Raw genomic sequence first — 20978 nt, 5'->3', positions numbered from 1 at the left:
TTTTCAAAGTAGGGGTTGGTTGGCCGCTATATTAATCAGTTTAAACAATGATAAAAGCCGAAAAAATGCCTGATTAATATCGATGAAATCGATTACTTCCGTGAAATGATTTTCGGCGCTGGCGGTTCCAGGGACTCCCGCTCCCGATCGAACGCCAAATAGTACTTGTTGACGCTATTAACATAGCTGACGCCGCCCATGCCTACTTGCTCCATGGCAATGCGTTCAACCTGGAAGAACCACTGGTTGGGGTTGAGCCCCCGGCGCTTTGCCTCTGTGCGCATGCCCTGCACCCGCTCTGGCCCCATGTTGTACGCCGCCAGCACAAAGGCCATCCGCTCGCGCTCGTTGAGCTTGGGGCTGGCGAAGAACTTGCGGCGGATCATCGCCAGGTAGCGCGCACCCGCCTGCACATTATTGTCGAGACTTTCGATATTGTTGACCCCCACGCGCTGCGCTGCCGAGGGCGTGATCTGCATCAGGCCGGTGGGCCCGCCGCTGTTGCGTGCGCCAGGGTCAAGTGCGGATTCCTTGAAGGCCAGCGCGGCAAGGTTCAACCAATCCATGCCCTGCTCGCGGGCATGTTTTTGCAACACCGGGCGCAATTTTTCCAGGCGCTGGCGGTCGGCGCGGGCCAGCGGGTTACGTACTTGGTAGAGGCGACGGTAGATGCGTTGAAACGCCACATCCTGGTCTGCGGGGGTTCGATAGGTCTTGAGGAAGCGATCAATGCTGGCCCGCAGCATCGAGGCATCCTGGCGCACAAACCAATACTCGTCGCCCGGCTCGCTGATGACCACCTGTTTATCGAAACGCAACTTGGGCAGGATCTTCGACCAGCGCTCGGCAATCGGCTTTTCGACAATGGTCAGGTGGAAAATGCCAGCCTGGACCATCTCCAGCACATCCTCCACGGCCAGGGTCGGGTCAACCCACTCCACCTTGATGGGTGGTTGCTTGTGCAGGGCCAGTTTCTGATTAACCTGGCTGATGGCGTCCGCCGCCGCACTCCCGGTGGTCAGCGCCAGGGTGCGTCCGGACAGCTGCTCAACCTTGGTAAACCGCCGCTCGCCTTTCACACCCACCAGCCATAGCGGCACACCGCTGGCAATCGGATCGCTGGTGCTGATCTTGTGCGCAGCCTTGACATCCAGCAGCTCACCGGGCGCCACCAGGTCACCTTCACCACGGGCCAGCGCGCCGAGCAACTGGTCCTTGGCCTTGGGAATGATCTTGAGGTTGATTTCCTGGCCGTTACGGGAATGGCCATTGAGGTATTGCTCGAAGGCGCGCAAACGATGGTATTCCACACCGATGGCCTGACCCTGAACCTCGCCGGAACTGTTACGGCTCTGGTTGACCAATACACGCAGGGTGCGGCTGGAGCGGATCTGCGCCAGGTCGCGTACTTTGCCGGGCTTGGTCACTTCCAGCGGCCCGTCCAGACGCGCAACCGCGGCCATGGGCAGCAGCAGCGTCAGGCACAATATAAGCAACGCCGAGGGTCGGATCATCCGCTCTCCGGAAAAGAATACTGGCCAACATCCTCGCGAAAAACGAGGCGGTGGGGTCAGAAACAGAGCGCTTTAAGCGCAGGCTTTGCGCGCAACGGTGGCACAGGGCAAGGCGTTCGACCAAGCCCAGTGTCACTTGCGACGTTCAAAGACAGCTATAACTCGTTGTAGTTCTTAGTTTTTCTTATAAATCTACAGCTCTGATATGCTTTCCGGCCGCAGGCGGAGGTAGCACCATGCAACTCATTGATATCGGCGTCAACCTGACCAACCCCAGTTTCGACGAGAAACACCAGGCTGTGCTTGAGCGTGCCTATGCCGCCGGCGTGCAACAATTGGTGCTCACCGGCACCAGCGTCGAGGGCAGCGAACACGCCCTGGAGCTGTGCGTAAAACTCGATGAAAGCGGCCAGCGCCTGTTCAGCACCGCCGGTATTCACCCCCACTCTGCCAGTGACTGGAACGGCGACAGCGCCCAACGCTTGCGCGGTTTGCTCAGCGAAAGCCGCGTGCGAGCAGTGGGTGAATGCGGGCTGGACTTCAACCGGGATTTTTCACCGCGCCCGCAGCAGGAAAAAGTACTGGAAGAGCACCTGGCACTGGCCGTCGAGCTGAAACTGCCGGTGTTTCTCCACGAGCGTGACGCCAACGTGCGCCTGCTGGAAATCCTCAAGGACTACCGCGACCAACTCACCGCCGCCGTGGTGCATTGCTTCACCGGCGAACAAACGGCGCTGTTCAGTTATCTCGACCTCGACCTGCACATTGGCATCACCGGCTGGATTTGTGACGAACGCCGTGGGACACACCTGCACCCACTGGTCAGGGAAATTCCCCGTGGCCGTCTGATGCTGGAAAGCGATGCGCCCTACCTGCTGCCACGTACGCTGCGCCCCAAGCCAAAAAATGGCCGAAATGAACCTGCGTACCTGCCGGAAGTGCTGCGCGAAGTCGCCCTGCATCGCAACGAGAGCGTGGAAGATCTGGCCCGGCACAGCACTGCCTGCGCCCGCACCTTTTTCGGGCTGCCTGAAGTGGATTGATGCGGCGCGTTGACCCATGTCAAAACCGGTTTCCTCGATAGCGGCACAATAATGGCACCTTGCCAATGCTGTTTCCGCTATCAGAGAAAACCTTCCATGGGTGCCTGGCTTAGCAATATCTCGCTGAAGTACAAATTCTGGGCCGTCAACGCGGTCGCCTTCATTACCACCCTGTTGCTGGTGCTGTACGCCCTGCAGCTTGAACAACAGGCCCGCAGCAGCGCGTCCCATGCCTCGGCGCAGGCCCAAGCACGGTTGCTCAGCGCCTGGCCGGCTGGCGAAGCGCTGCCCAAGGGCGAGCAATGGCTGACGTTCAAGCGCGGCCAAGTCCCACAAATGGCCGACCAGGACCTGTCAGCCCTGGGTAGCAGCGTTGGCTGGGTCGAACTCAATCACATGCCGTTATTCGGCGAGAACGTACTGATGGGGGCTGAAGTCATCGCCCGCACTGACGGTCAATACGTGGCCGTACTCGCTTACGCGCCAAGCCTGAGCCAGGTGTTCGGCGAACGCTTCACCAACTATGCGGTGGCGGTATTGATCCTGATGCTCGCGATGCTCGGTGCCTCGCAATTGTTGATCCGCTTCCTGCTCAGCCAACTCAACACCCTCAAGGACGTGATGCTGCACGTTGAGAAAACCGGCGACCTGTCGGCCCGTGTGCCTTTGGCGTGCAAGGACGAAGTCGGCCAGATGGCCAGCGCCTTCAACGCCATGCAAGCGGGCTATCAACGTGTGGTCAACACCGTCGCGCGTACCGCCAAGCAACTCGATGATGGCGCCGCGCGCCTGGCCAGCAGCATGAACGAGGTGCAGCACGGCATGCTCGGCCAGCAGAGCGAAACCGACCAGGCCGCCACCGCCATCAACGAGATGACCGCCACCGTCTACCATATTGCCCAGCACGCCGGCGCCACCCGGGATCTGTCGCAGACCGCCGACACCCTTGCCGGCAGCGGCCGGGAAGTGGTCACCCGCGTACAACGCTCGATTGCCGGCCTGTCGACCGGCGTGCAGCAAACCGCCGAAATGATCCAGAGACTCGCCGAGGACAGCCAGAAAATCAACGGCGTGGTCAGCGTGATCCACAGCATCGCCGAACAGACCAACCTGCTCGCCCTCAACGCCGCCATCGAAGCGGCCCGCGCCGGCGAAATGGGTCGGGGGTTCGCCGTGGTTGCCGACGAAGTGCGCAACCTCGCCAAACGCGTCCAAACCTCCACCGACGAAATCACCCGCATGGTCTCAGCCCTGCAAGCCGGCACCCGCGACGCGGTGGACTTCATGCAGGAAAGCTCGTTCAAGGCCGACGACTGCGTCCAACAAGCCCAGGAAGCCGGCGCCGCCCTCGCCGAAATCACCGGTGCTGTGGCGCAGATGCGCGAAAGCAACACCCAGATCGCCGTCGCCGCGGAACAACAGAGCCACGTCGCCGAAGAGATGAACCGCGCGGTCGTGAGCATTCGTGACGTGACCGAGAACACCGTGCAGCAGACTGTGGACTCGGCGACTACCAGCAATGAACTGGCGGCCTTGGCCGGGGAGCTGAGCAAAGCGATTGGACTGTTGAAGCTGTAGGAATGATCAGCCTGTAATCCCTTGCCTACAACGAAGCCTCGGTTTGCCCGAGGTTTTGGTGAAACTTCCTAGCTATCCCGGCGAATAACGCCGACTTCTTTTCACTACCAACCTCTCCAAAGTCTCTCGCCTGATCAATCAGCGCGAGGGACCGCCGATGTACTTCTCCGTTAACACCGTGCCCCGTTGGACGGCCTCTTGATTCCGGTCATTGGCAAGTTTGTCCTGTCGCCGATGAATGCCAAAGCGCCAGACGTCGAAAGCGTCTTTCGTGACTTTCGGGATTGCCTGAATACTTTTGACGAATGGGCCGAGAGCGTCTGGAGTGGCTCGTCGCTGGAAGTCGAGCAGGTATTCAAGGTGGGGGAAGAGGTTTCTCTCGTCGCTCCGGCGTCCTCCAAAAAACCCAATCGCACGGTTGCCGTCTGCAAAGCCCAGGGCGCGTTGACCTTGGTGCATATGTTCGAGAGCACACGCTTTGTGCCCATCGGCAATACGCCGGTGATGCTACAAGCGATTGCTCCCGATGGCCGCCCATCAGCAAAACCATCGACGGCCTAACCACCGAGTTCTTCTGGCAAGGCGACAAACTCATCGCCGAACACCACGCGGACCGCCACCGCAGTTACCTCTACGAACCCGACAGCTTTCGCCCGTTGGCGCTGCTGGAAGGTTTCGGTCCAAAAGAAACGAAGCCCTACCATTACCAACTCGACCACATCGGCACGCCACAAGAACTCACCGCCCCAGATGGCGAAATCATCTGGTCCGCGCACTACCGCGCCTACGGTGAAATCAGCCGCCTGGACATAGGAAAAGTCGACAACCCGCTGCGCTTCCAAGGCCAATACTTCGATCAAGAAAGCGGGCTGCACTACAACCGCCATCGCTATTACAATCCGGATGTTGGTCGCTACCTGACGCCAGATCCAGTTAAGTTGGCGGGTGGGATTAACGCCTACCAGTACGTGCCCAACCCTACGGGTTGGGTGGATCCGCTAGGGCTGAGCAGGTGTCCGGGGGAGGATGGATGTAAACCCACAAATCGCCCAGAAAATCCGGGGGAAAACGTTGAAATCAATGAGGGTGACGTTGAGCTACCCAAAGGCTTTGATACCAGACTTTCTAGAAATGGAGCTTTTAAAAGAGCAAAAGCAATCGGAGGTGTACCTAAGACTCAGCATCCCAAAAATGTTTACCGAGAAACCATCACCGATCAAGATCGCTACATTCAAGGAAGGGTTTACGAATTCGAATTACTTTATAGAGATGTAGAAATTTGTGAGCATTCATTAGGTCATGAAAAAGGCAATCATGCTCCACACTTCAATACCGAGGTTACCGTTGAGGGGTAAAAGTTCCGTTAACCATCGGCAATGACTCCCATACGCATTTTAAAAGGTGATTAATGGACACAGTCTTCATACACGAAACCGGCATACACCCCTGGGCACACCTACACCCTACAGAAGAACGAGGGTATGCCACGTTTACACTCCTTAATCCAGACTTTGAAAATGTGTGGAACACTTGGCTCGCCCTCGCATCGCTGTTGACACATGAATGGCCACTGATACTAACTTGGTATACCACTAGGACTCCCAAGTACAACAAGACACAGGAGTACCTAGCGTTAAGGCGCTTTGCGAAAAACTCAGGCCCCAAAGACATATTCAGAAAAAATGAAGCAACCTCAATTTATTCTGGAGTAGAGTATTTGGACACCCGTCCAGACCATATAGATCTAAACAAACTAAAGGCATACCGTAGCCGTGCAACTTTAATGACAAGACAAGACTACCAACCAGAGTCATTATGGCAACGACTAAGCCATTTAGAGTACATATCCACAACGGACGACTTTAAATTAATATTGGCAGACGAAGAAAATCTGTTATTCAAATTTCATGACACTGAAACGCATGGCGTCGCTCAAATCATATGTCACGCTATACATTCAGAGAAATTAGAGTTTGCGATCAGCACCTTAGACATCAGGAAAATCTTCTATCCAGAGGTATACGAGTACATTCACAGCTAGACTCGCCCAGAACATTTAGCCTCGACATCCGCTAAAAAATGCTCTTGCAGACTTTAGGTGAGTATTCCCTATGCCCCCCATAGGCAACCCCAATTCGCCCACTCGCCCCGCCCCACCTAAACTCTGTCCATAGCATTTCAACGGACAGAGGATTCACCATCATGGGCAAACGTCACCCCAACCTCCCCGCCTGGCAATGGCGTAGTTACCCGCAGAACCACCAGCACCCGACCAACCAGGCATTGCGCCTGATTGCGGTGCCGCTGTTCATTATCGGGTTTCTGTTGATCGTATCCGGGGTATTCAGCACAAGCCCTGCCAGTGTCGCCGTCGGCATTGTCGGTGTCCTGGCTGGTCTGGCCTTGCAGCGGCAGGGTCATAGCGTGGAAGTCCAAGCCAGTTTGTGTTGAACAGCAACGCCACCGACATTGAGGTCAGGCGAAGACCACCACGGTCTGGCGGCTGATGGCGATCAACTCGCCGGTGGGGCTCCATAGCGCGGCAGCGGCATGGCCGTAGCCGTCGCGGGCGTGCTCGATGTTGACATGGTACTGGCACCAGTCGAGCGTCGTGAGATTTTGCAAAGGTTGGATGAACTCGATGGTCCAGGTCAGGGTGCTGCCCGGTGCCGGCTTTTTCAGGTGCGGCAGTAGGGCCGGTGGCCAGGCGTCGACCAAGGCGAGGATATGCGCCTCGGTCAGTGGCTCTTCTTTTACATCCCCGCGTAAACGTACCCACCCGCCCATGTCGCGGGATTTGTTGCCAGTAAATGGCAAGCCGCCGACGCTCCATCGCATCGCCAGGTGGCGCATGAATTCAGGGGTGACCCCCTTGATATAGGGCAGTTCCTGACACTCATCCCAGTGTTTGAACACGGGCGGTGCTTCACTCTCGACAGCGATTTCCGACGCTCGCGACGCGCCGAAACTGGCTTGTACCAGTGTCGCCACTTCACCGTTCTGCGTCACGCGGCCGAGCAATTGGCTAACGGCCTTGCCTTCGCGCAACACTTCGACTTGATAACTGGCAGAAACGTCCGGCGCTACCGGGCCAACAAAGGTGATTGCCATTGATCGTAAAGGCCGATCGGCTGGCACCTGGGCGCGCAGGGCTTCGTATTGCAATGCGGCGACCAGCCCACCAAACGTTGCGCGGCCCTGGGCCCATTCCGCAGGGATGGTTACATCCAGCGGGTTGCTTCGTGCGGCGTCGAGCAAATCACTAAAGCGCATGGCGCGTCTCACATCAGAAGGAACAGATGGGTGATCTTAATCATCGGGCCCGTGAGGTGCAGCGCCTATTCCGGCCAAAAGCCGGACCGGCTCAGAAACAATCGGCGCTGAATTTGGCGAGCACGCGATCGGCCTGCCCTTGCGCCTTGGCCATGGTGCGATGCCATACCGCAACACAAGGTTGCAGATCGGCCTGGTGCTCGGCCAGGGCCAACCACTGCCAGCAGTCATGCCAATCCCCGAGGGCAGCTTGGGCTTTTTTCAAGCGTGACAGGGCGTTGGCAGGCAATTTGTCCAGCTCGGGATACGCTTGCGCAGCGTAGCGCACGCGCTTGATCAGCAACCGCAGGCGGTGACGATCATGGTCGGGGTCTTTCAACGCTTCACCGAGTTTCTGCCATTGCTTGGCCAGACGTTTCTCGATGCGTGGGCGCAGGCCTTTGAGCAGTTTCTGGTGTTCAGAGGCACGAATAAAACGTGGGAAGGCGTCGAGTATCTGCAGCAAATGGGCAACTTCCGGGCTTTGCGCCACCTGGCGATAGGCATCGGGTTGCAAACGCAGGCGCCGGCTCGCGGCTTCGTGATGGCCATGCTGATGCAAATACGCCGCCAGCACCTCGCGGTCGCGTAGCGGCGTAGTCAGTTGGCCGACCTTGCTGGCTGCCAATTCAAGCTGTTCTACCCCAGGTAGACCGCGCAAGGGACGCAACAGGCTGCGCAGTCGGCGCACGGTGGTGCGCAAGTCATGCAAGGCTTCATCGTCGGTGACGGCGGCGAGGCGAGCCTGGCAGCTCAGTAACCCTACTTCCAGGCTAATGACCTGAGCGACTAACTGATCGACCAAAGCTGACATCCCTTCCTCCCCCTGACGACGAAAATTCCCAGATAACTCATGGCCGCCGATGCAGCCTCGTTGCACTCGACAGCCGCTACGCGTCAACGCCCGGCGCGAGACTCACGAATATAGAACCGCGCTTTCTCGGCTTTAGTGGAGCAGCCTTCGAACGCTTCAAATTGTTGCTGGGTTTTGGCGCCGGTCAACAAAGACAAGGCCTTGGAGTAGCTCACCGTGCCGGCAAAACCCTCAGCCTTGGCCAGGTCGAGCTCCTTCCAGGCAGCGTCCAATTGCGAGCCGCAACTGTCGCGGTACGCGGTTTTACCGGCACAACCGGCCAGGGCCAACACGATCACAGGCACACACATCCAAGCTTTCATCGATGACACCTCAAGATAAAGAAAAAACAGTCGTACGTTGTAGACGTTGCCTACATGGAAAAGTGCCTAATCCTTAGCCTGAAATCGACAGTACCTATACACCCGAGCATACCCGAGCGCCGCGAGTATTCAGGAAAAATATTACATGCCTAGCGAAGATTGAAGCTGCCACCTCAATGGGTGCATTGTGGGCGCCTGCATTAGGAAGGACATGGACCATGAAAAAACGTGTTGCCTTGGTGCTGGGCTCCGGCGGGGCCCGGGGCTACGCCCATATTGGGGTTATCGAGGAAATCGAACGGCGCGGCTACGACATCGCCTGTATCGCCGGGTGCTCCATGGGGGCCGTGGTCGGCGGGATCTACGCCGCCGGCAAGCTGGAGGCGTATCGAAACTGGATTGAAAGCCTCGACTATCTCGACGTGCTGCGCCTGGTCGACGTGAGTTTTCGCCTGGGGGCAATTCGCGGCGAGAAGGTCTTCGGGCAGATCCGCAAGATCGTCGGTGAGATCAATATCGAAGAACTGCGCATCCCCTACACCGCCGTCGCCACCGACCTGACCAACCAACAGGAAATCTGGTTCCAGGAAGGCTGCCTGCACCAGGCCATGCGCGCTTCCGCGGCGATTCCCAGCCTGTTTACCCCGGTGATGCAAGGCAACCGCATGCTGGTGGACGGCGGCCTGCTCAACCCACTGCCCATCGTGCCGGTGGTGTCGAGTCATTGTGACTTGATCATCGCGGTCAACCTCAACGCCACCAACCAGAAGCAGTACCGGTTGCCGGTGATCCAACGCCCGCCAGCGTTCAAGAGTCGGTTCAACAACCTGGCCAAATCACTCGGTTCGCACCTGCCGTTTCGCCGCAAGCAGGCCGAACAATTGCTGAAGCTGGAGCAAGAGGCATTGGAGGCGCAAGCGGCAGAGATCAACCCGTGGCTGGACTCGGCCGAGCCGGAATCCCAACAACCCAACGCCGCACCGGAAAAACCCGGTGCACCGAAGTCGGCGACCGGGTCTTTCATCATCGATAACGTCGGCCCGGCGTCGCTGCTGGACCTGATCAACCAGAGCTTCGAGGTGATGCAAACCTCGCTGGCTCAGTACAAAATCGCCGGCTACCCGCCGGATGTGCTGATCAACGTGCCGAAGCGGGTGTGCCGGTTTTTCGAGTTCTACAAAGCGCCGGAGTTGATTGCGCTGGGGCGAGAGATTGCCAGTGATACGTTGGATCGGTATGAGCGTGAGCAGAGTTGAGGGTTAAGGTGCTGCTGATGACGCCATCGCAGGCAAGCCAGCTCCAACCTTTGGAATGCACTCCCCCTGTGGGAGCCGGGCTTGCCCGCGATGGCCTCGGAGCCGACGCCAAACATCTAAGCACTCAACAACCGATACCCTACCCCCGCCTCGGTCACGATAAACCTCGGCTGTGTCGGATCATCCGCCAGTTTCTGCCGCAGATGCCCCACCACAATACGCAGATAGTGGCTGTCCTCAGTATGGGTCGGCCCCCAGATATCCTTGAGCAATTGCTGCTGGGTAATCACCCGCCCCGGATGCCGGGCGAGCTGCGCGAGCACCGCATACTCCTTGCGCGTCAGCGCCACTTCGGCACCGTCCAGCAGCACGCGGCGATAGGCCAGGTCGACCGTCAATGGGCCAAACCGCAAGGCCGCTTCCTGGGCTTCACCCGCGGGCGCCTGGCGCAGCAGCGCACGTACCCGGGCGAGAAACTCCTGGATGCCGAAGGGTTTGGTCACATAGTCATTGGCGCCACCGTCGAGCGCCTCGACTTTTTGCCCTTCACTGGCGCGGACTGACAGCACCAACACCGGCACCGTCGACCACTCACGGAATTCGCGCAGCACTTGCTGGCCGTCCATGTCCGGCAAGCCAAGGTCGAGTACCAGCAGGTCCGGCTTGCTCAGTGCCGCCTGGGCCAGGCCTTCGTTGCCGGTGCCGGCCTCAATCACTTTGTAGCCCTGGGAGGCCAGGCTGATGCGCAGAAATTTGCGGATCTGCGGTTCGTCATCAATGACCAAAATCGTCGCGGTCTGGCTCATGGTGTCCAATCAAAATCCGTGAAGAAAACAGGGTAGCTCATGCCTCGCGCTCCAGGCCAGGCTGTGTCGGCAAGGGCAGGAACAAGGTGATGCAGGTGCCGCGCCCGTCAATGCCGTCGGCCACGCTGATATGCCCGCCGTGGGCACCGACCATGCCCTGGCAGATTGCCAGGCCCAAGCCTGTGCCCTGCCCGCCTCGATCACCCCGTGCGGCGGTGTAGAACATGTCGAAAATCTTTGCGCGCTCGTCTTCGGGAATGCCTGGGCCTTCATCAGCGACGGCAAAAAACAGCTGGTTATCCAGCACGCCCGCGCTCAGTTGCAAACGCCCTTGAGACGGTGAAAAACGCGCGGCGTTTTCCAGCACATTAACCAGCGCTTGTTCGATCAGCGCAGCATGCACATACAACAGTGGCAACTCAGGCGGCACGTCGGTACTCACCTTCAACGGCGCCAGCACCGCACGCAAACGACCGAGGGCGCTGCCGACGATATCGCCCGGCGACACCCAATCCCGCGCCAGTTTCAAAGCGCCATGGCCGAGGCGCGTCATGTCGAGCAAGTTCTGGATATAGCGGTCGAGACGTTCGGCCTCATCGCGGGTGCCTTCAAGCAACTCGCGGCGATCTTCCAGCGGGATGGCCTCACCGAGCGCCAACAGGCTGTCGATGCTGCCGCGCATGGAGGTCAGCGGCGTACGCAAATCGTGAGACACCGAGGCCAGCAAGGCGCTGCGCAGTTGCTCGGTCTCACCGTGCAACCGCGCGGACTCCAACTCCTGGGCCAGTTGCGCCCGCGCCAGCGCCTGGGCCAATGGCTGGCTCAAGGCAGTCAGCAAGCGACGGCGTTGGCCGCCCAGTTCCTGGCCGGGTTTTGGACTGACGCCCAGCAAACCCAACGGGCCCTCTTCGGCTGACAACGGCCACCACCACCAACGCCCGAACGGCAAGGTGCCAGTGCCCATGCCCGCCGGTTGGTCATGCTGCCAGGCCCAATCAGCAGCGGCGCGCTCGGCTTCGGTAAGCGTCAGCGGGCCGCCGGTCTCAATCGCCCAACCGCCCTGGCCATCGCGGTTGACCAGGCACAGGTCCAGGTCACTCCAGCCTTCCAGGTGATGCGCCGCGGCGCTGATCACCGCCTGGCGATCAGTGGCGGCGGTCAGTTTGCGTGACAGGTCGAGCAGTTCGCTGGTTTCTTCCTGGGTGTCGCGCAACGCCTGCAACTGACGGCGTTGACGTGCGGCGAGGTTGCCGGTCAACGCCGCCATCAACAGGAAGAACAACAGGGTCAGCACGTCCTCTTCGCGCTGGATGGCGAAGGAAAATTTCGGTGGGATAAACAGGAAGTCGTAGGTTATGAACGACAACGCCGCACACACCAGCGACGGCCCCAGGCTGCTGCGCACGGCCACCAGCAATACCGCCGCCAGGAACACCAGCGAGATATTCGGCAGCGGCAAGACGCTGGACACCGCCCAAGCCAATGCCGCAGCAACCACCGTCGCCACGACCGCAAGCGCATAGTCGAACCACACCAGGCCGCGCACGTCCGGCAAGCGTGACGGTGCGGGGATGTCATCGCTGTCGAGGACGTTGATTTCCAAGCTACGGGCATTACGCAGCAAACGCACAGCCAGGCCGCCACCGAACAACCGACGCCGCCAACGCATCCGCGACTGCCCCACCAACACCAGGCTGGCGCGGCGTTCGGCGGCATGCTGGATCAGCGTTTTGGCCACCTCGCCGGCTCGCAGCAACACCACTTCACCGCCAAGGCGTTCGGCCAGTTGCTGGGCATTTTGCAGGCGCAATCGGAACTGCTCATCCCGCGCACGGCCGTTATCGATGTGCACCAGGCTCCACGGCAAATGCCGGCGTTGGGCAACACGGCTGGCATGGCGCACCAGGCGTTCGGCCTGTGCATCGCCGTCCACGCCGACCAACAAACGCCCACGTACTGCCGGCGCGGCCTGGCCGAGTTGGCGGTAGCCTTGGGCCAAATCATCGTCGACATGGGCGGCGGCGGTTTGCATCGCCAACTCGCGCAAGGCCATGAGGTTGGTCTGGGTGAAGAATGCATCAATGGCCGCGCGGGCCTGCTCCGGCACATAGACCTTGCCGTCGCGCAGGCGCTCCAGCAACTCGCGAGAGGGCAGATCGATCAGCAGCAGTTCGTCGGCCTCTTGCAGCACCCAGTCCGGCAGGGTTTCACGCACCTGCACGCCGGTGATGCCGCGTACTTGGTCGTTGAGGCTTTCCAGGTGCTGGACGTTGACCGTGGTGAACACGTTGATGCCGGCGGCGAGCAGTTCCTGGATGTCTTGCCAGCGCTTTTCATGGCGGCTGCCGGGGGCGTTGCTGTGGGCCAGCTCGTCCACCAGCACCAGCTTGGGCTGGGCGGCGAGCAGGCCGTCGAGGTCCATTTCTTCAAGCATCACGCCGCGATATTCGGTGCGCAGCGACGGTTGCTGCGGCAGGCCGCTGAGCAAGGCTTCGGTCTCGGCGCGGCCGTGGGTCTCGACCACGCCGGCGATCAACTTCACGCCCTGGCGCAACTGGGTATGGGCGGCCTGGAGCATGGCGTAGGTCTTGCCCACGCCGGGCGCGGCGCCAAGGAAGACTTTGAGCCGGCCACGGCCGTTGCGGGGCAGATCGGCTAGCAGGGCATCGGCGCGGCCGGAGTCGCTCATGCTTGGGGGTTCCTTCAGGTATTCAAGTATTCAGGCCCACTGACGATCCAATGTGGGAGCGGGCTTGCTCGCGAAGGCGGTCTATCAGTAACAGATACATTGGCTGATACACCGCTTTCGCGAGCAAGCCCGCTCCCACAGGGGGTTACAGTTTTTCCAGAGCCATGTTCAATGCCAGCACATTCACCACCGGCGGCCCTACCAACGGGCTTTCGATATGCTCATCGAGCAACCGCTGCAAGGTCGACACCGGCACACTCCGCGCCGCCGCCACCCGCGCCAGTTGATAGGCAATCGCTTCCGGTGGCAAGTGTGGATCAAGACCGCTGCCAGAGGTAGTCAGCGACGCCAAAGGCACCGGCCCTTGGCTGGGCACGCGCTGTTTATTCGCATCATCAAAGATGCGCGTCGTCAGCGCCGGGTTACTTGGGCCAAGGTTGCTGGCGCTGCTGGAAACCGTCGCGAAAGCGCCGGCCGAGGGGCGCGGGTGGAACCAGCTGTCACCGGTAAAGTCCTGGGCGATCAAGCTGGAGCCGCGCACTTTGCCGCTGGCGTCGCGTACCAGGCTGCCATTGGCTTGATCCGGGAAGGCGACTTGGGCAACGCCGGTCACCACCAGTGGGTAAGCGACGCCGGTGATCAGGGTCATGAGCACCAGCAGGCTCAGGGCCGGACGGATTAGGTTGGACATTTTGGATTCCTCAATTTGTGGGACGCTCTGCCGTGTTGCAATGGGGCTGCTTCGCAGCCCGGCGCGGGGCAAGCCCGCTCACTACAAAGAGCAGGTTCGGTTACACCAGGTGCAACGCCGTCAGCAGCATGTCGATCGCCTTGATGCCCACGAACGGCACCCCAAGCCCGCCCAGCCCGTAGATCAGCAAGTTGCGCCGCAGCAAGGCCGCCGCGCTCGCCGCCTGCACGCGCACACCGCGCAGCGCCAGCGGGATCAGCACCACGATGATCAGCGCGTTGAACACGATGGCCGAGAGAATCGCGCTTTGCGGGCTCTGCAAGTGCATCACGTTGAGCACGCCGAGTTGCGGGTAGATCGAAGCGAACAGCGCCGGCAAAATCGCAAAGTACTTGGCCACGTCGTTGGCGATGGAAAAGGTGGTCAGCGCACCGCGCGTCACCAGCAACTCCTTGCCGATCTGCACCACGTCCAGCAACTTGGTGGGGTCGCTATCGAGGTCGACCATGTTGGCGGCTTCGCGAGCGGCCTGGGTGCCATCGTTCATCGCCATGCCAACGTCCGCCTGGGCCAGGGCCGGAGCATCGTTGGCGCCGTCGCCGCACATCGCCACCAGGCGACCGTCGTTCTGCTCATGACGAATACGGGCGAGTTTTTTCTCCGGCGTGGCTTCGGCCAGCACGTCGTCCACGCCGGCTTCGGCAGCAATCGCAGCAGCGGTCAGCGGGTTGTCGCCCGTCACCATCACGGTCCGAATGCCCAGTTTGCGCAACTCGGCGAAACGCTCGCGGATGCCGGGCTTGACCACGTCCTTCAGGTGAATCGCACCGAGCAACTTGCCATCGGCACACACCAGCAATGGCGTGCCACCGCTCTGGGCGATCTTGTCGATTTCCCGCGACAGTGCTGGTTGCAGGTCGCTGCGTTGTTGGCCGATAAACGCCAGCAGCGAATCCACGGCACCTTTGCGGAACACACGGCCCTGATAATCGACGCCAGACAAGCGGGTTTCAGCACTGAACGGCACGGCCGTCAGCTCATCCGCAGTCGGCTCGGCTTGCGGGTGCAAGGCGCGCAGGTATTCGACGATGGATTTACCTTCCGCCGTGTCATCCGCCAGGGAGGCAAACAACGCGCCTTCGGCCACTTCATTGCCGCTGACGCCAGGCGCCGCGACCACCGCCGTACAGCGACGGTTACCAAAGGTGATGGTGCCGGTCTTGTCCAGCAGCAGCACATGCACGTCCCCCGCCGCTTCCACGGCGCGGCCGGACTTGGCGATCACATTGAGGCGCACCAGGCGGTCCATACCGGCGATACCGATCGCCGACAATAAGCCGCCAATGGTCGTAGGAATCAGCGTCACCAACAGTGCGACCAAGAACACCAACGGCAAGCTGCCATTGGCAAAGTGGGCGAACGGTTGCAGGGTCACCACCACCAGCAGGAAGATCAGGGTCAGGCCGATCAGCAGGATATCCAGCGCGACTTCGTTGGGGGTTTTCTGGCGTTTGGCGCCTTCCACCAGGGCGATCATGCGGTCCAGGGTCGACTCACCCGGGTTGGCGGTGATGCGGATCAGCAGCCAGTCCGATACCAGACGGGTGTTGCCGGTGACGGCCGAGCGGTCGCCACCGGACTCGCGGATCACGGGGGCGGATTCGCCAGTGATCGCCGCTTCGTTAACCGCCGCGATGCCTTCAACGACTTCGCCGTCACCGGGGATCATTTCTCCAGCGGTAACGCGCACCACATCACCTTTGCGCAAGCTGGTGGCCGGCACGACTTTGAAGCTGCCATCGGCCTCTTTGCGGTGTGCGCTCAGGCCTTCGCTGCCGGCCTTGAGGCTGTCGGCACGGGCTTTGCCTCGCCCTTCGGCCAAGGCTTCGGCAAAGTTGGCGAACAGCACGGTGAACCACAGCCACACGGCGATTTGCACGGCGACGTAAGTCGGCACCGTCGTGTCCGGCACAAAGCACAGCACGGTGGTGAGGATGGCGGTCAGCTCGACCACCAACATCACTGGCGAGCGTTGCAGTTGGCGCGGGTCCAGCTTCACGAACGCCTGGACCAGCGCCGGGCGCCACAGGGCGGAGATCGCGGTTTTGGCGGGCTCTTGGGTTTGCACCGAAGCCGCATTTTTTGCAGGCATATTCATTTTCATATCCCCTTCGCTCTTCATTTAGAAGCAGCCATGCTCAGATGTTCAGCAATAGGGCCCAGTGCCAGCGTCGGCAGGAAGGTCAGCCCGCCCACCAGCAAAATGGTCACGGTCAACAGGGTCACGAACAGCGGGCCATGGGTAGGGAAGCTGTTCTGACCAATCGGTGCGGCCTTCTTCATCGCCAGGCTGCCGGCCAGGGCCAGTACCGGAAGGATGTAGCCGAAGCGACCGATCAACATGCCCAGGCCCAGCATCAGGTTGTGGAACGGTGTGTTGGCGCTGAAGCCACCGAACGCCGAGCCGTTGTTGGCACTGGCCGAGGTGTAGGCGTAGAGCAACTGGCTGAAGCCGTGCGGACCTGGGTTGCTGATGGCACCGGCCGGGCCTGGCAGGCTCGCGGCGATGGCACCGAGCACGAGCACGCCAACCGGCATGACCAGCAGCGTCACCACCAGCAATTGCACTTCCTTGGCCTGCAGCTTCTTGCCGAGGTATTCCGGGGTGCGGCCGATCATCAGGCCGGCGAGGAACACCGCGATCAACACATTGAGCAACATGCTGTACATGCCGGCACCGACGCCGCCGAAGATCACTTCGCCGACCATCATGTTGACCAGCGCGACCATCCCGCTGAGGGGGCTGAGGCTGTCCTGCATGCCGTTGACCGAACCGTTGGACGCTGCGGTGGTGGTCACCGACCACAGCACCGTGCCGGTGGTGCCGAAGCGCGCCTCCTTACCTTCCAGCGGCGCGGTCTGCTCCACGGCAGGGTTGTTCAGGGTCGGGTTGGGCTGGTATTCGGACCACAACGAGGTCGCGCCACCGATCAGGAACAGCGCCAGCATGCAGCCGAGAATCGCACGGCTCTGACGCAGGTCTTTCACGTAGTGGCCGAAGGTGAACACCAGCGCCACCGGGATCAGGATGATCGATGCCACTTCGAACAGGTTGGCCCAGGCAGTCGGGTCTTCGAACGGGTGCGCCGAGTTGACACCAAAGAAGCCACCGCCGTTGGTACCCAACTGCTTGATCGCAATCTGGCTGGCCGCCGGGCCCAGGGGGATCACTTGATCCACGCCTTGCATCGTCACGGCATCGACGTAATGGGCGAAGGTTTGCGGAACGCCCTGCCACACCAGGAACAACGCCAGCACCAGGCACAACGGCAACAGGCCGTAGAGGGTGGCGCGGGTCATGTCGACCCAGAAGTTACCCAATGTCTGCGCCGATTTGCGACCGATCCCACGGCAAAGAGCAACCAGGACTGACAGGCCAGTGGCAGCGCTGACGAAGTTCTGCACGGTCAGGCCGGCCATCTGGCTGAGGTAGCTTAAAGACGCCTCACCGCTGTAGGACTGCCAGTTGGTGTTGGTCATGAAACTGACCGCCGTGTTGAAGGCCTGCGTCCATTCCTGACCCGGCAACTTCTGCGGGTTCAGTGGGAGATAGTCCTGGAACAACAGAATCGTGAACAACAGCAAAAAGCTCGCTAGATTGAACGCGAGCAAGGCCAGCATGTATTTCTGCCAGCTTTGTTCCTGCTGCTCGTCCACGCCCGCCAGGCGATAACAGGCTTTCTCCACAGGCCCCAGAACCGGGCTCAGCCAGGTGCGCTGCCCTTCCATCACTTTGTAATAGAACCGCCCCAGGAACGGGGCCGGCACCAGCACCAAGGCAAAAAAGGCAATGATCAGCCAATAGTCATAACTGTGCATGGCCAGCTCCTAGTTCCGATCCGCGCGTAACAGCGCAACCAGCAGATAAATGAACAGCGCCACGGCCAATACCAGTGACACCCCGTCCAGAACGCTCATGGAAGTCTCTCCGTTTAGCGGCGAGTGCCGCGTGTGGGTCAATTGTCGGCAGGAGTGGTGTAAAGGAACGAGAGCGAGGGTATGGGCGGGGCGTAAAGACGGCGTAAAGAGTGGGTTTATGCGGGGTTTACAGCGGGATTTGCCGTGGATGGGAGGGCCTCATCGCGGGCAAGTCGAATCGTCGCACCGCCGCTCCCACACTCGACCGCGTTTCAGCAGGAAATACGCGGCCCAATGTGGGAGCGGGCTTGCCCGCGAAGGCGCCAGCTCAGTCAACACAGCACTTATCTGGTGCAACGCAGGGCAAATTCAAACGCCAAACCGTTCCCATGGCGACAGTTGCACGGCTTTACGACAATGATTCTCAAGCTGGCATGCACGCTGCAACACCTTGAATCATTCCAAACCGTTCAGGGAGCAGCACAATGAACACACAACTCAAACCCACCTTGGGCACCCTGCACTTGTGGGGCATCGCCGTCGGCCTGGTGATATCCGGCGAATACTTCGGCTGGAGCTATGGCTGGGGCGTCGCCGGGACCTTGGGCTTTTTGGTGACCTCGTTGATGGTCGCCGCCATGTATACCTGCTTCATCTTCAGTTTCACCGAGCTGACCACCGCGATTCCTCACGCGGGTGGGCCGTTTGCCTACAGCCGTCGTGCCTTTGGTGAGAAAGGCGGTTTGATCGCGGGGCTCGCGACCTTGATCGAGTTCGTCTTCGCGCCGCCTGCGATCGCCTTGGCCATCGGCGCATATCTGAACGTGCAATTCCCGGCGCTGGACCCGAAACACGCGGCCGTCGGCGCGTACATCGTGTTCATGGGCCTGAACATCCTTGGTGTGAAACTCGCCGCCACCTTCGAATTGGTGGTATGCGTACTCGCCGTCGCCGAGTTGCTGGTGTTTATGGGCGTCGTAGCGCCCGCCTTCAGCTTCAGCAACTTCGCCCTGAACGGCTGGGCCGGTTCCGACACCTTTGGCGCCCCAGCGATTGCCGGCATGTTTGCCGCGATTCCCTTTGCCATCTGGTTTTTCCTCGCCATCGAAGGCGCCGCCATGGCCGCCGAAGAAGCGAAAGATCCGAAGCGCACCATTCCAAAAGCCTACATCAGCGGCATCCTGACCCTGGTGATCCTGGCCATGGGCGTGATGTTCTTTGCCGGCGGTGTGGGCGACTGGCGCACCCTCTCCAATATCAACGACCCATTGCCACAAGCCATGAAAACCGTGGTCGGCGACAGCTCCGGCTGGTTGCACATGCTGGTGTGGATCGGCTTGTTTGGCCTGGTAGCGAGTTTTCACGGCATCATCCTGGGCTATTCGCGCCAGTTCTTCGCCCTGGCCCGCGCCGGATACCTGCCGTCTTTCCTCGCCAAACTGTCGCGTTTTCAGACACCGCACCGGGCAATCATCGCCGGCGGCGTGGTCGGCATCGCCGCGATCTACAGCGACGGCCTGATCAACCTGGGCGGCATGACACTGACCGCAGCGATGATCACCATGGCCGTATTCGGCGCCATTGTGATGTACATCATGAGCATGCTCAGCCTGTTCAAACTGCGTAAGACCGAACCGTTGCTGGAACGCACCTTCCGCGCACCGGGCTACCCCATCGTGCCGGGCATTGCGCTGGTGCTGGCGGTGGTGTGCCTGGTGGCCATGGCGTGGTTTAACACGCTGATCGGGCTGATCTTCCTGGGCTTTATGGCCGTTGGGTTCGTTTACTTCCAGATGACCGCGCAAGACCGCGCGGATGCACCTGCGGATGCGATGTTGACCGGACTCTGAGGTTAACGAGGCGGAATAGGCCTACACTGAACTCCTGAGAAAGCCTGTTACTCAAAGCAGTTATCCCCGTGGGAAAATTCTCCCACGGTGATCTGCCTCAAGGAGAGCCTTATGCCGTGGTATGCGTGGTTGATTATGGTGGTCGCGATCGGGTCGATCGTCGGTGGGCTGATGATGCTGCGAGACAGCGCCAACAAGGTCGAACTCACCGACGAACAACGCAAACGCGTGGCCGAGCGTAACGCCCAGGCGGATGCGAAGGACGCGCAGGATCGCTGAGCCTTGGGTTACTCCCAAGCCGCCTTGGCAATCTGCAAACCGTGCTGCCCCTTGTAGGCAGCACGCTCCGGCTGGCTCCAGCCGTTCAGCAATTCATCTTCCAACTTATAAATTTCAACCCCCAACGGACGGCATACCGTCAGAGGGTCCTGCGCCTCCGGCCCCCACATCGGCAACGATAAATCCCCGCCCGGGCACGTCGACAGCGCACACAGCAAATCAATCTCTGCAAAGAACTCCAGGTAATCGCCCTTCTGCGCCGGGCAAGCCTTCATGAAATACATGTCGTCGTGATTCAGGCCCGTGCACTGGAAAATATTCAGCACGTCATGCACGTCGAACTCCGTCAGACCGTGGGGTAAAACCGCGCGAGTCAGGTTCGAATGGCAATGGTGATGGAAGTCCTCGCCGGTGAGCATCCGATTCACATACGGATCGCAACGCGTGCCGAGCAAATCATGCAAGCGCCCGCCATGCTCATCGGTGCCGTAACTGGCCAGGCTGTCATCGGTGATCGTCACCAGCGGTCTTAAAAATGGCAGATTCGACCACAACCGGTCATGCGTGCTCACATGGGCACCCTGCAATTGACGCGTGCGCGCTGCCCACAGGCGTTCGCGAGGGTCGTTGGCGTTCCACACATTGAAGTCACCCACCTGTGGACCGACCGGCGTGGTCACACGAAACACATGCCCGGCCGGCACCTTCCACGCCCTGCCCGTTCGGATCGGCACCTAGAACTGCTCGATCAACGTACGTTGCTGTTTATGGTCACGGATGCGTTCGTAAAACGCCGTGTCGACCTGCAGCGCCGAACCTTTGCTGACCTGATAAGCGGCCGGATAGTCTTTGTACATGGTGCGGAT

General features: G+C 60.2%; 16 protein-coding genes and 3 pseudogenes. 8 read left to right on the top strand and 11 right to left on the bottom strand.

From position 1 onward, the window contains the following. Positions 1-92: 92 nt before the first annotated feature. On the bottom strand, positions 93-1514 hold the full coding sequence (locus AACY44_RS01120; protein ID WP_339529656.1) for a transglycosylase SLT domain-containing protein: 1422 nt from the start codon (positions 1512-1514) through the stop codon (positions 93-95). A gap of 236 nt (positions 1515-1750) precedes the next feature. Between AACY44_RS01120 and AACY44_RS01115 the strand changes: the two genes are divergently transcribed. From AACY44_RS01115 to AACY44_RS01095, 5 genes and pseudogenes are all read left to right on the top strand, one after another. Beyond that, a complete protein-coding gene (locus AACY44_RS01115; RefSeq protein ID WP_339427774.1) occupies positions 1751-2557 on the top strand; it encodes a TatD family hydrolase in 807 nt (268 codons plus the stop codon). Between the two features lie 96 nt (positions 2558-2653). Further along, the gene (locus AACY44_RS01110) at positions 2654-4135 is read left to right on the top strand and encodes a methyl-accepting chemotaxis protein (protein WP_339529654.1); all 1482 of its coding nucleotides are present in this window, start codon (positions 2654-2656) and stop codon (positions 4133-4135) included. Positions 4136-4333: 198 nt separating this feature from the next. Next, positions 4334-4696: a hypothetical protein gene (locus AACY44_RS01105; protein WP_339415054.1), complete on the top strand. Its 363-nt coding sequence runs from the start codon at positions 4334-4336 to the stop codon at positions 4694-4696. Continuing rightward, positions 4672-5490, top strand: a pseudogene (locus AACY44_RS01100) (RHS repeat domain-containing protein); the annotation flags it as partial. The gene AACY44_RS01105 and the pseudogene AACY44_RS01100, both read left to right, overlap by 25 nt. 847 nt (positions 5491-6337) lie before the next feature. Further along, a pseudogene (locus AACY44_RS01095) lies at positions 6338-6577 on the top strand (terminase); the annotation flags it as partial. A 33-nt stretch (positions 6578-6610) separates the two neighbouring features. Here the strand turns inward: AACY44_RS01095 and AACY44_RS01090 are convergent. The 3 genes from AACY44_RS01090 to AACY44_RS01080 all read right to left on the bottom strand — a co-directional run bounded on the left by AACY44_RS01090 (position 6611) and on the right by AACY44_RS01080 (position 8623). Further along, complete coding sequence (locus AACY44_RS01090; protein WP_339437439.1) at positions 6611-7408, bottom strand: acyl-CoA thioesterase; 798 nt, start codon at positions 7406-7408, stop codon at positions 6611-6613. A 91-nt stretch (positions 7409-7499) separates the two neighbouring features. Beyond that, positions 7500-8261, bottom strand: a complete 762-nt coding sequence (locus AACY44_RS01085; RefSeq protein ID WP_339497398.1) for a CHAD domain-containing protein — start codon at positions 8259-8261, stop codon at positions 7500-7502. A gap of 83 nt (positions 8262-8344) precedes the next feature. After that, positions 8345-8623 (bottom strand): hypothetical protein, encoded by a 279-nt coding sequence (locus AACY44_RS01080; RefSeq protein ID WP_339414796.1) that lies wholly within the window; start codon positions 8621-8623, stop codon positions 8345-8347. Between the two features lie 218 nt (positions 8624-8841). On the opposite strand from AACY44_RS01080, the gene AACY44_RS01075 reads away from it, so the two are divergent. Further along, a complete protein-coding gene (locus AACY44_RS01075) occupies positions 8842-9879 on the top strand; it encodes a patatin-like phospholipase family protein (RefSeq protein WP_339414797.1) in 1038 nt (345 codons plus the stop codon). A 116-nt stretch (positions 9880-9995) separates the two neighbouring features. Here AACY44_RS01075 and AACY44_RS01070 read toward each other — a convergent pair whose 3' ends face one another. The 6 genes from AACY44_RS01070 to kdpF all read right to left on the bottom strand — a co-directional run bounded on the left by AACY44_RS01070 (position 9996) and on the right by kdpF (position 18043). Beyond that, positions 9996-10685 carry a response regulator gene (locus tag AACY44_RS01070; RefSeq protein WP_010211910.1) on the bottom strand — a complete coding sequence of 230 codons (690 nt, stop codon included), beginning with the start codon at positions 10683-10685 and terminating at the stop codon, positions 9996-9998. 37 nt (positions 10686-10722) lie between these two features. Beyond that, on the bottom strand, positions 10723-13374 hold the full coding sequence (locus AACY44_RS01065) for a sensor histidine kinase KdpD (protein ID WP_339529651.1): 2652 nt from the start codon (positions 13372-13374) through the stop codon (positions 10723-10725). A gap of 145 nt (positions 13375-13519) precedes the next feature. Continuing rightward, positions 13520-14065 (bottom strand): potassium-transporting ATPase subunit KdpC, encoded by a 546-nt coding sequence (gene kdpC / locus AACY44_RS01060; RefSeq protein WP_339529649.1) that lies wholly within the window; start codon positions 14063-14065, stop codon positions 13520-13522. A 100-nt stretch (positions 14066-14165) separates the two neighbouring features. Beyond that, positions 14166-16223 carry a potassium-transporting ATPase subunit KdpB gene (gene kdpB, locus AACY44_RS01055; protein WP_339529647.1) on the bottom strand — a complete coding sequence of 686 codons (2058 nt, stop codon included), beginning with the start codon at positions 16221-16223 and terminating at the stop codon, positions 14166-14168. Between the two features lie 20 nt (positions 16224-16243). Then, on the bottom strand, positions 16244-17944 hold the full coding sequence (gene kdpA / locus AACY44_RS01050) for a potassium-transporting ATPase subunit KdpA (RefSeq protein ID WP_339427769.1): 1701 nt from the start codon (positions 17942-17944) through the stop codon (positions 16244-16246). 9 nt (positions 17945-17953) lie between these two features. Then, complete coding sequence (gene kdpF, locus AACY44_RS01045) at positions 17954-18043, bottom strand: K(+)-transporting ATPase subunit F (protein WP_339427768.1); 90 nt, start codon at positions 18041-18043, stop codon at positions 17954-17956. Between the two features lie 425 nt (positions 18044-18468). On the opposite strand from kdpF, the gene eat reads away from it, so the two are divergent. After that, a complete protein-coding gene (gene eat, locus AACY44_RS01040) occupies positions 18469-19833 on the top strand; it encodes an ethanolamine permease (RefSeq protein WP_049709334.1) in 1365 nt (454 codons plus the stop codon). A gap of 111 nt (positions 19834-19944) precedes the next feature. Continuing rightward, positions 19945-20112 (top strand): DUF2897 family protein, encoded by a 168-nt coding sequence (locus AACY44_RS01035; RefSeq protein ID WP_003172675.1) that lies wholly within the window; start codon positions 19945-19947, stop codon positions 20110-20112. Positions 20113-20120: 8 nt separating this feature from the next. On the opposite strand, the pseudogene AACY44_RS01030 reads toward AACY44_RS01035, so the two are convergent. Next, positions 20121-20969, bottom strand: a pseudogene (locus tag AACY44_RS01030) (urea carboxylase-associated family protein). Positions 20970-20978: the final 9 nt, after the last annotated feature.

Source organism: Pseudomonas sp. RA_15y_Pfl1_P11, from assembly GCF_963970975.1.
Taxonomy (GTDB): domain Bacteria; phylum Pseudomonadota; class Gammaproteobacteria; order Pseudomonadales; family Pseudomonadaceae; genus Aquipseudomonas; species Aquipseudomonas tritici.
This window is presented reverse-complemented; position numbering and strand designations above follow the sequence as displayed.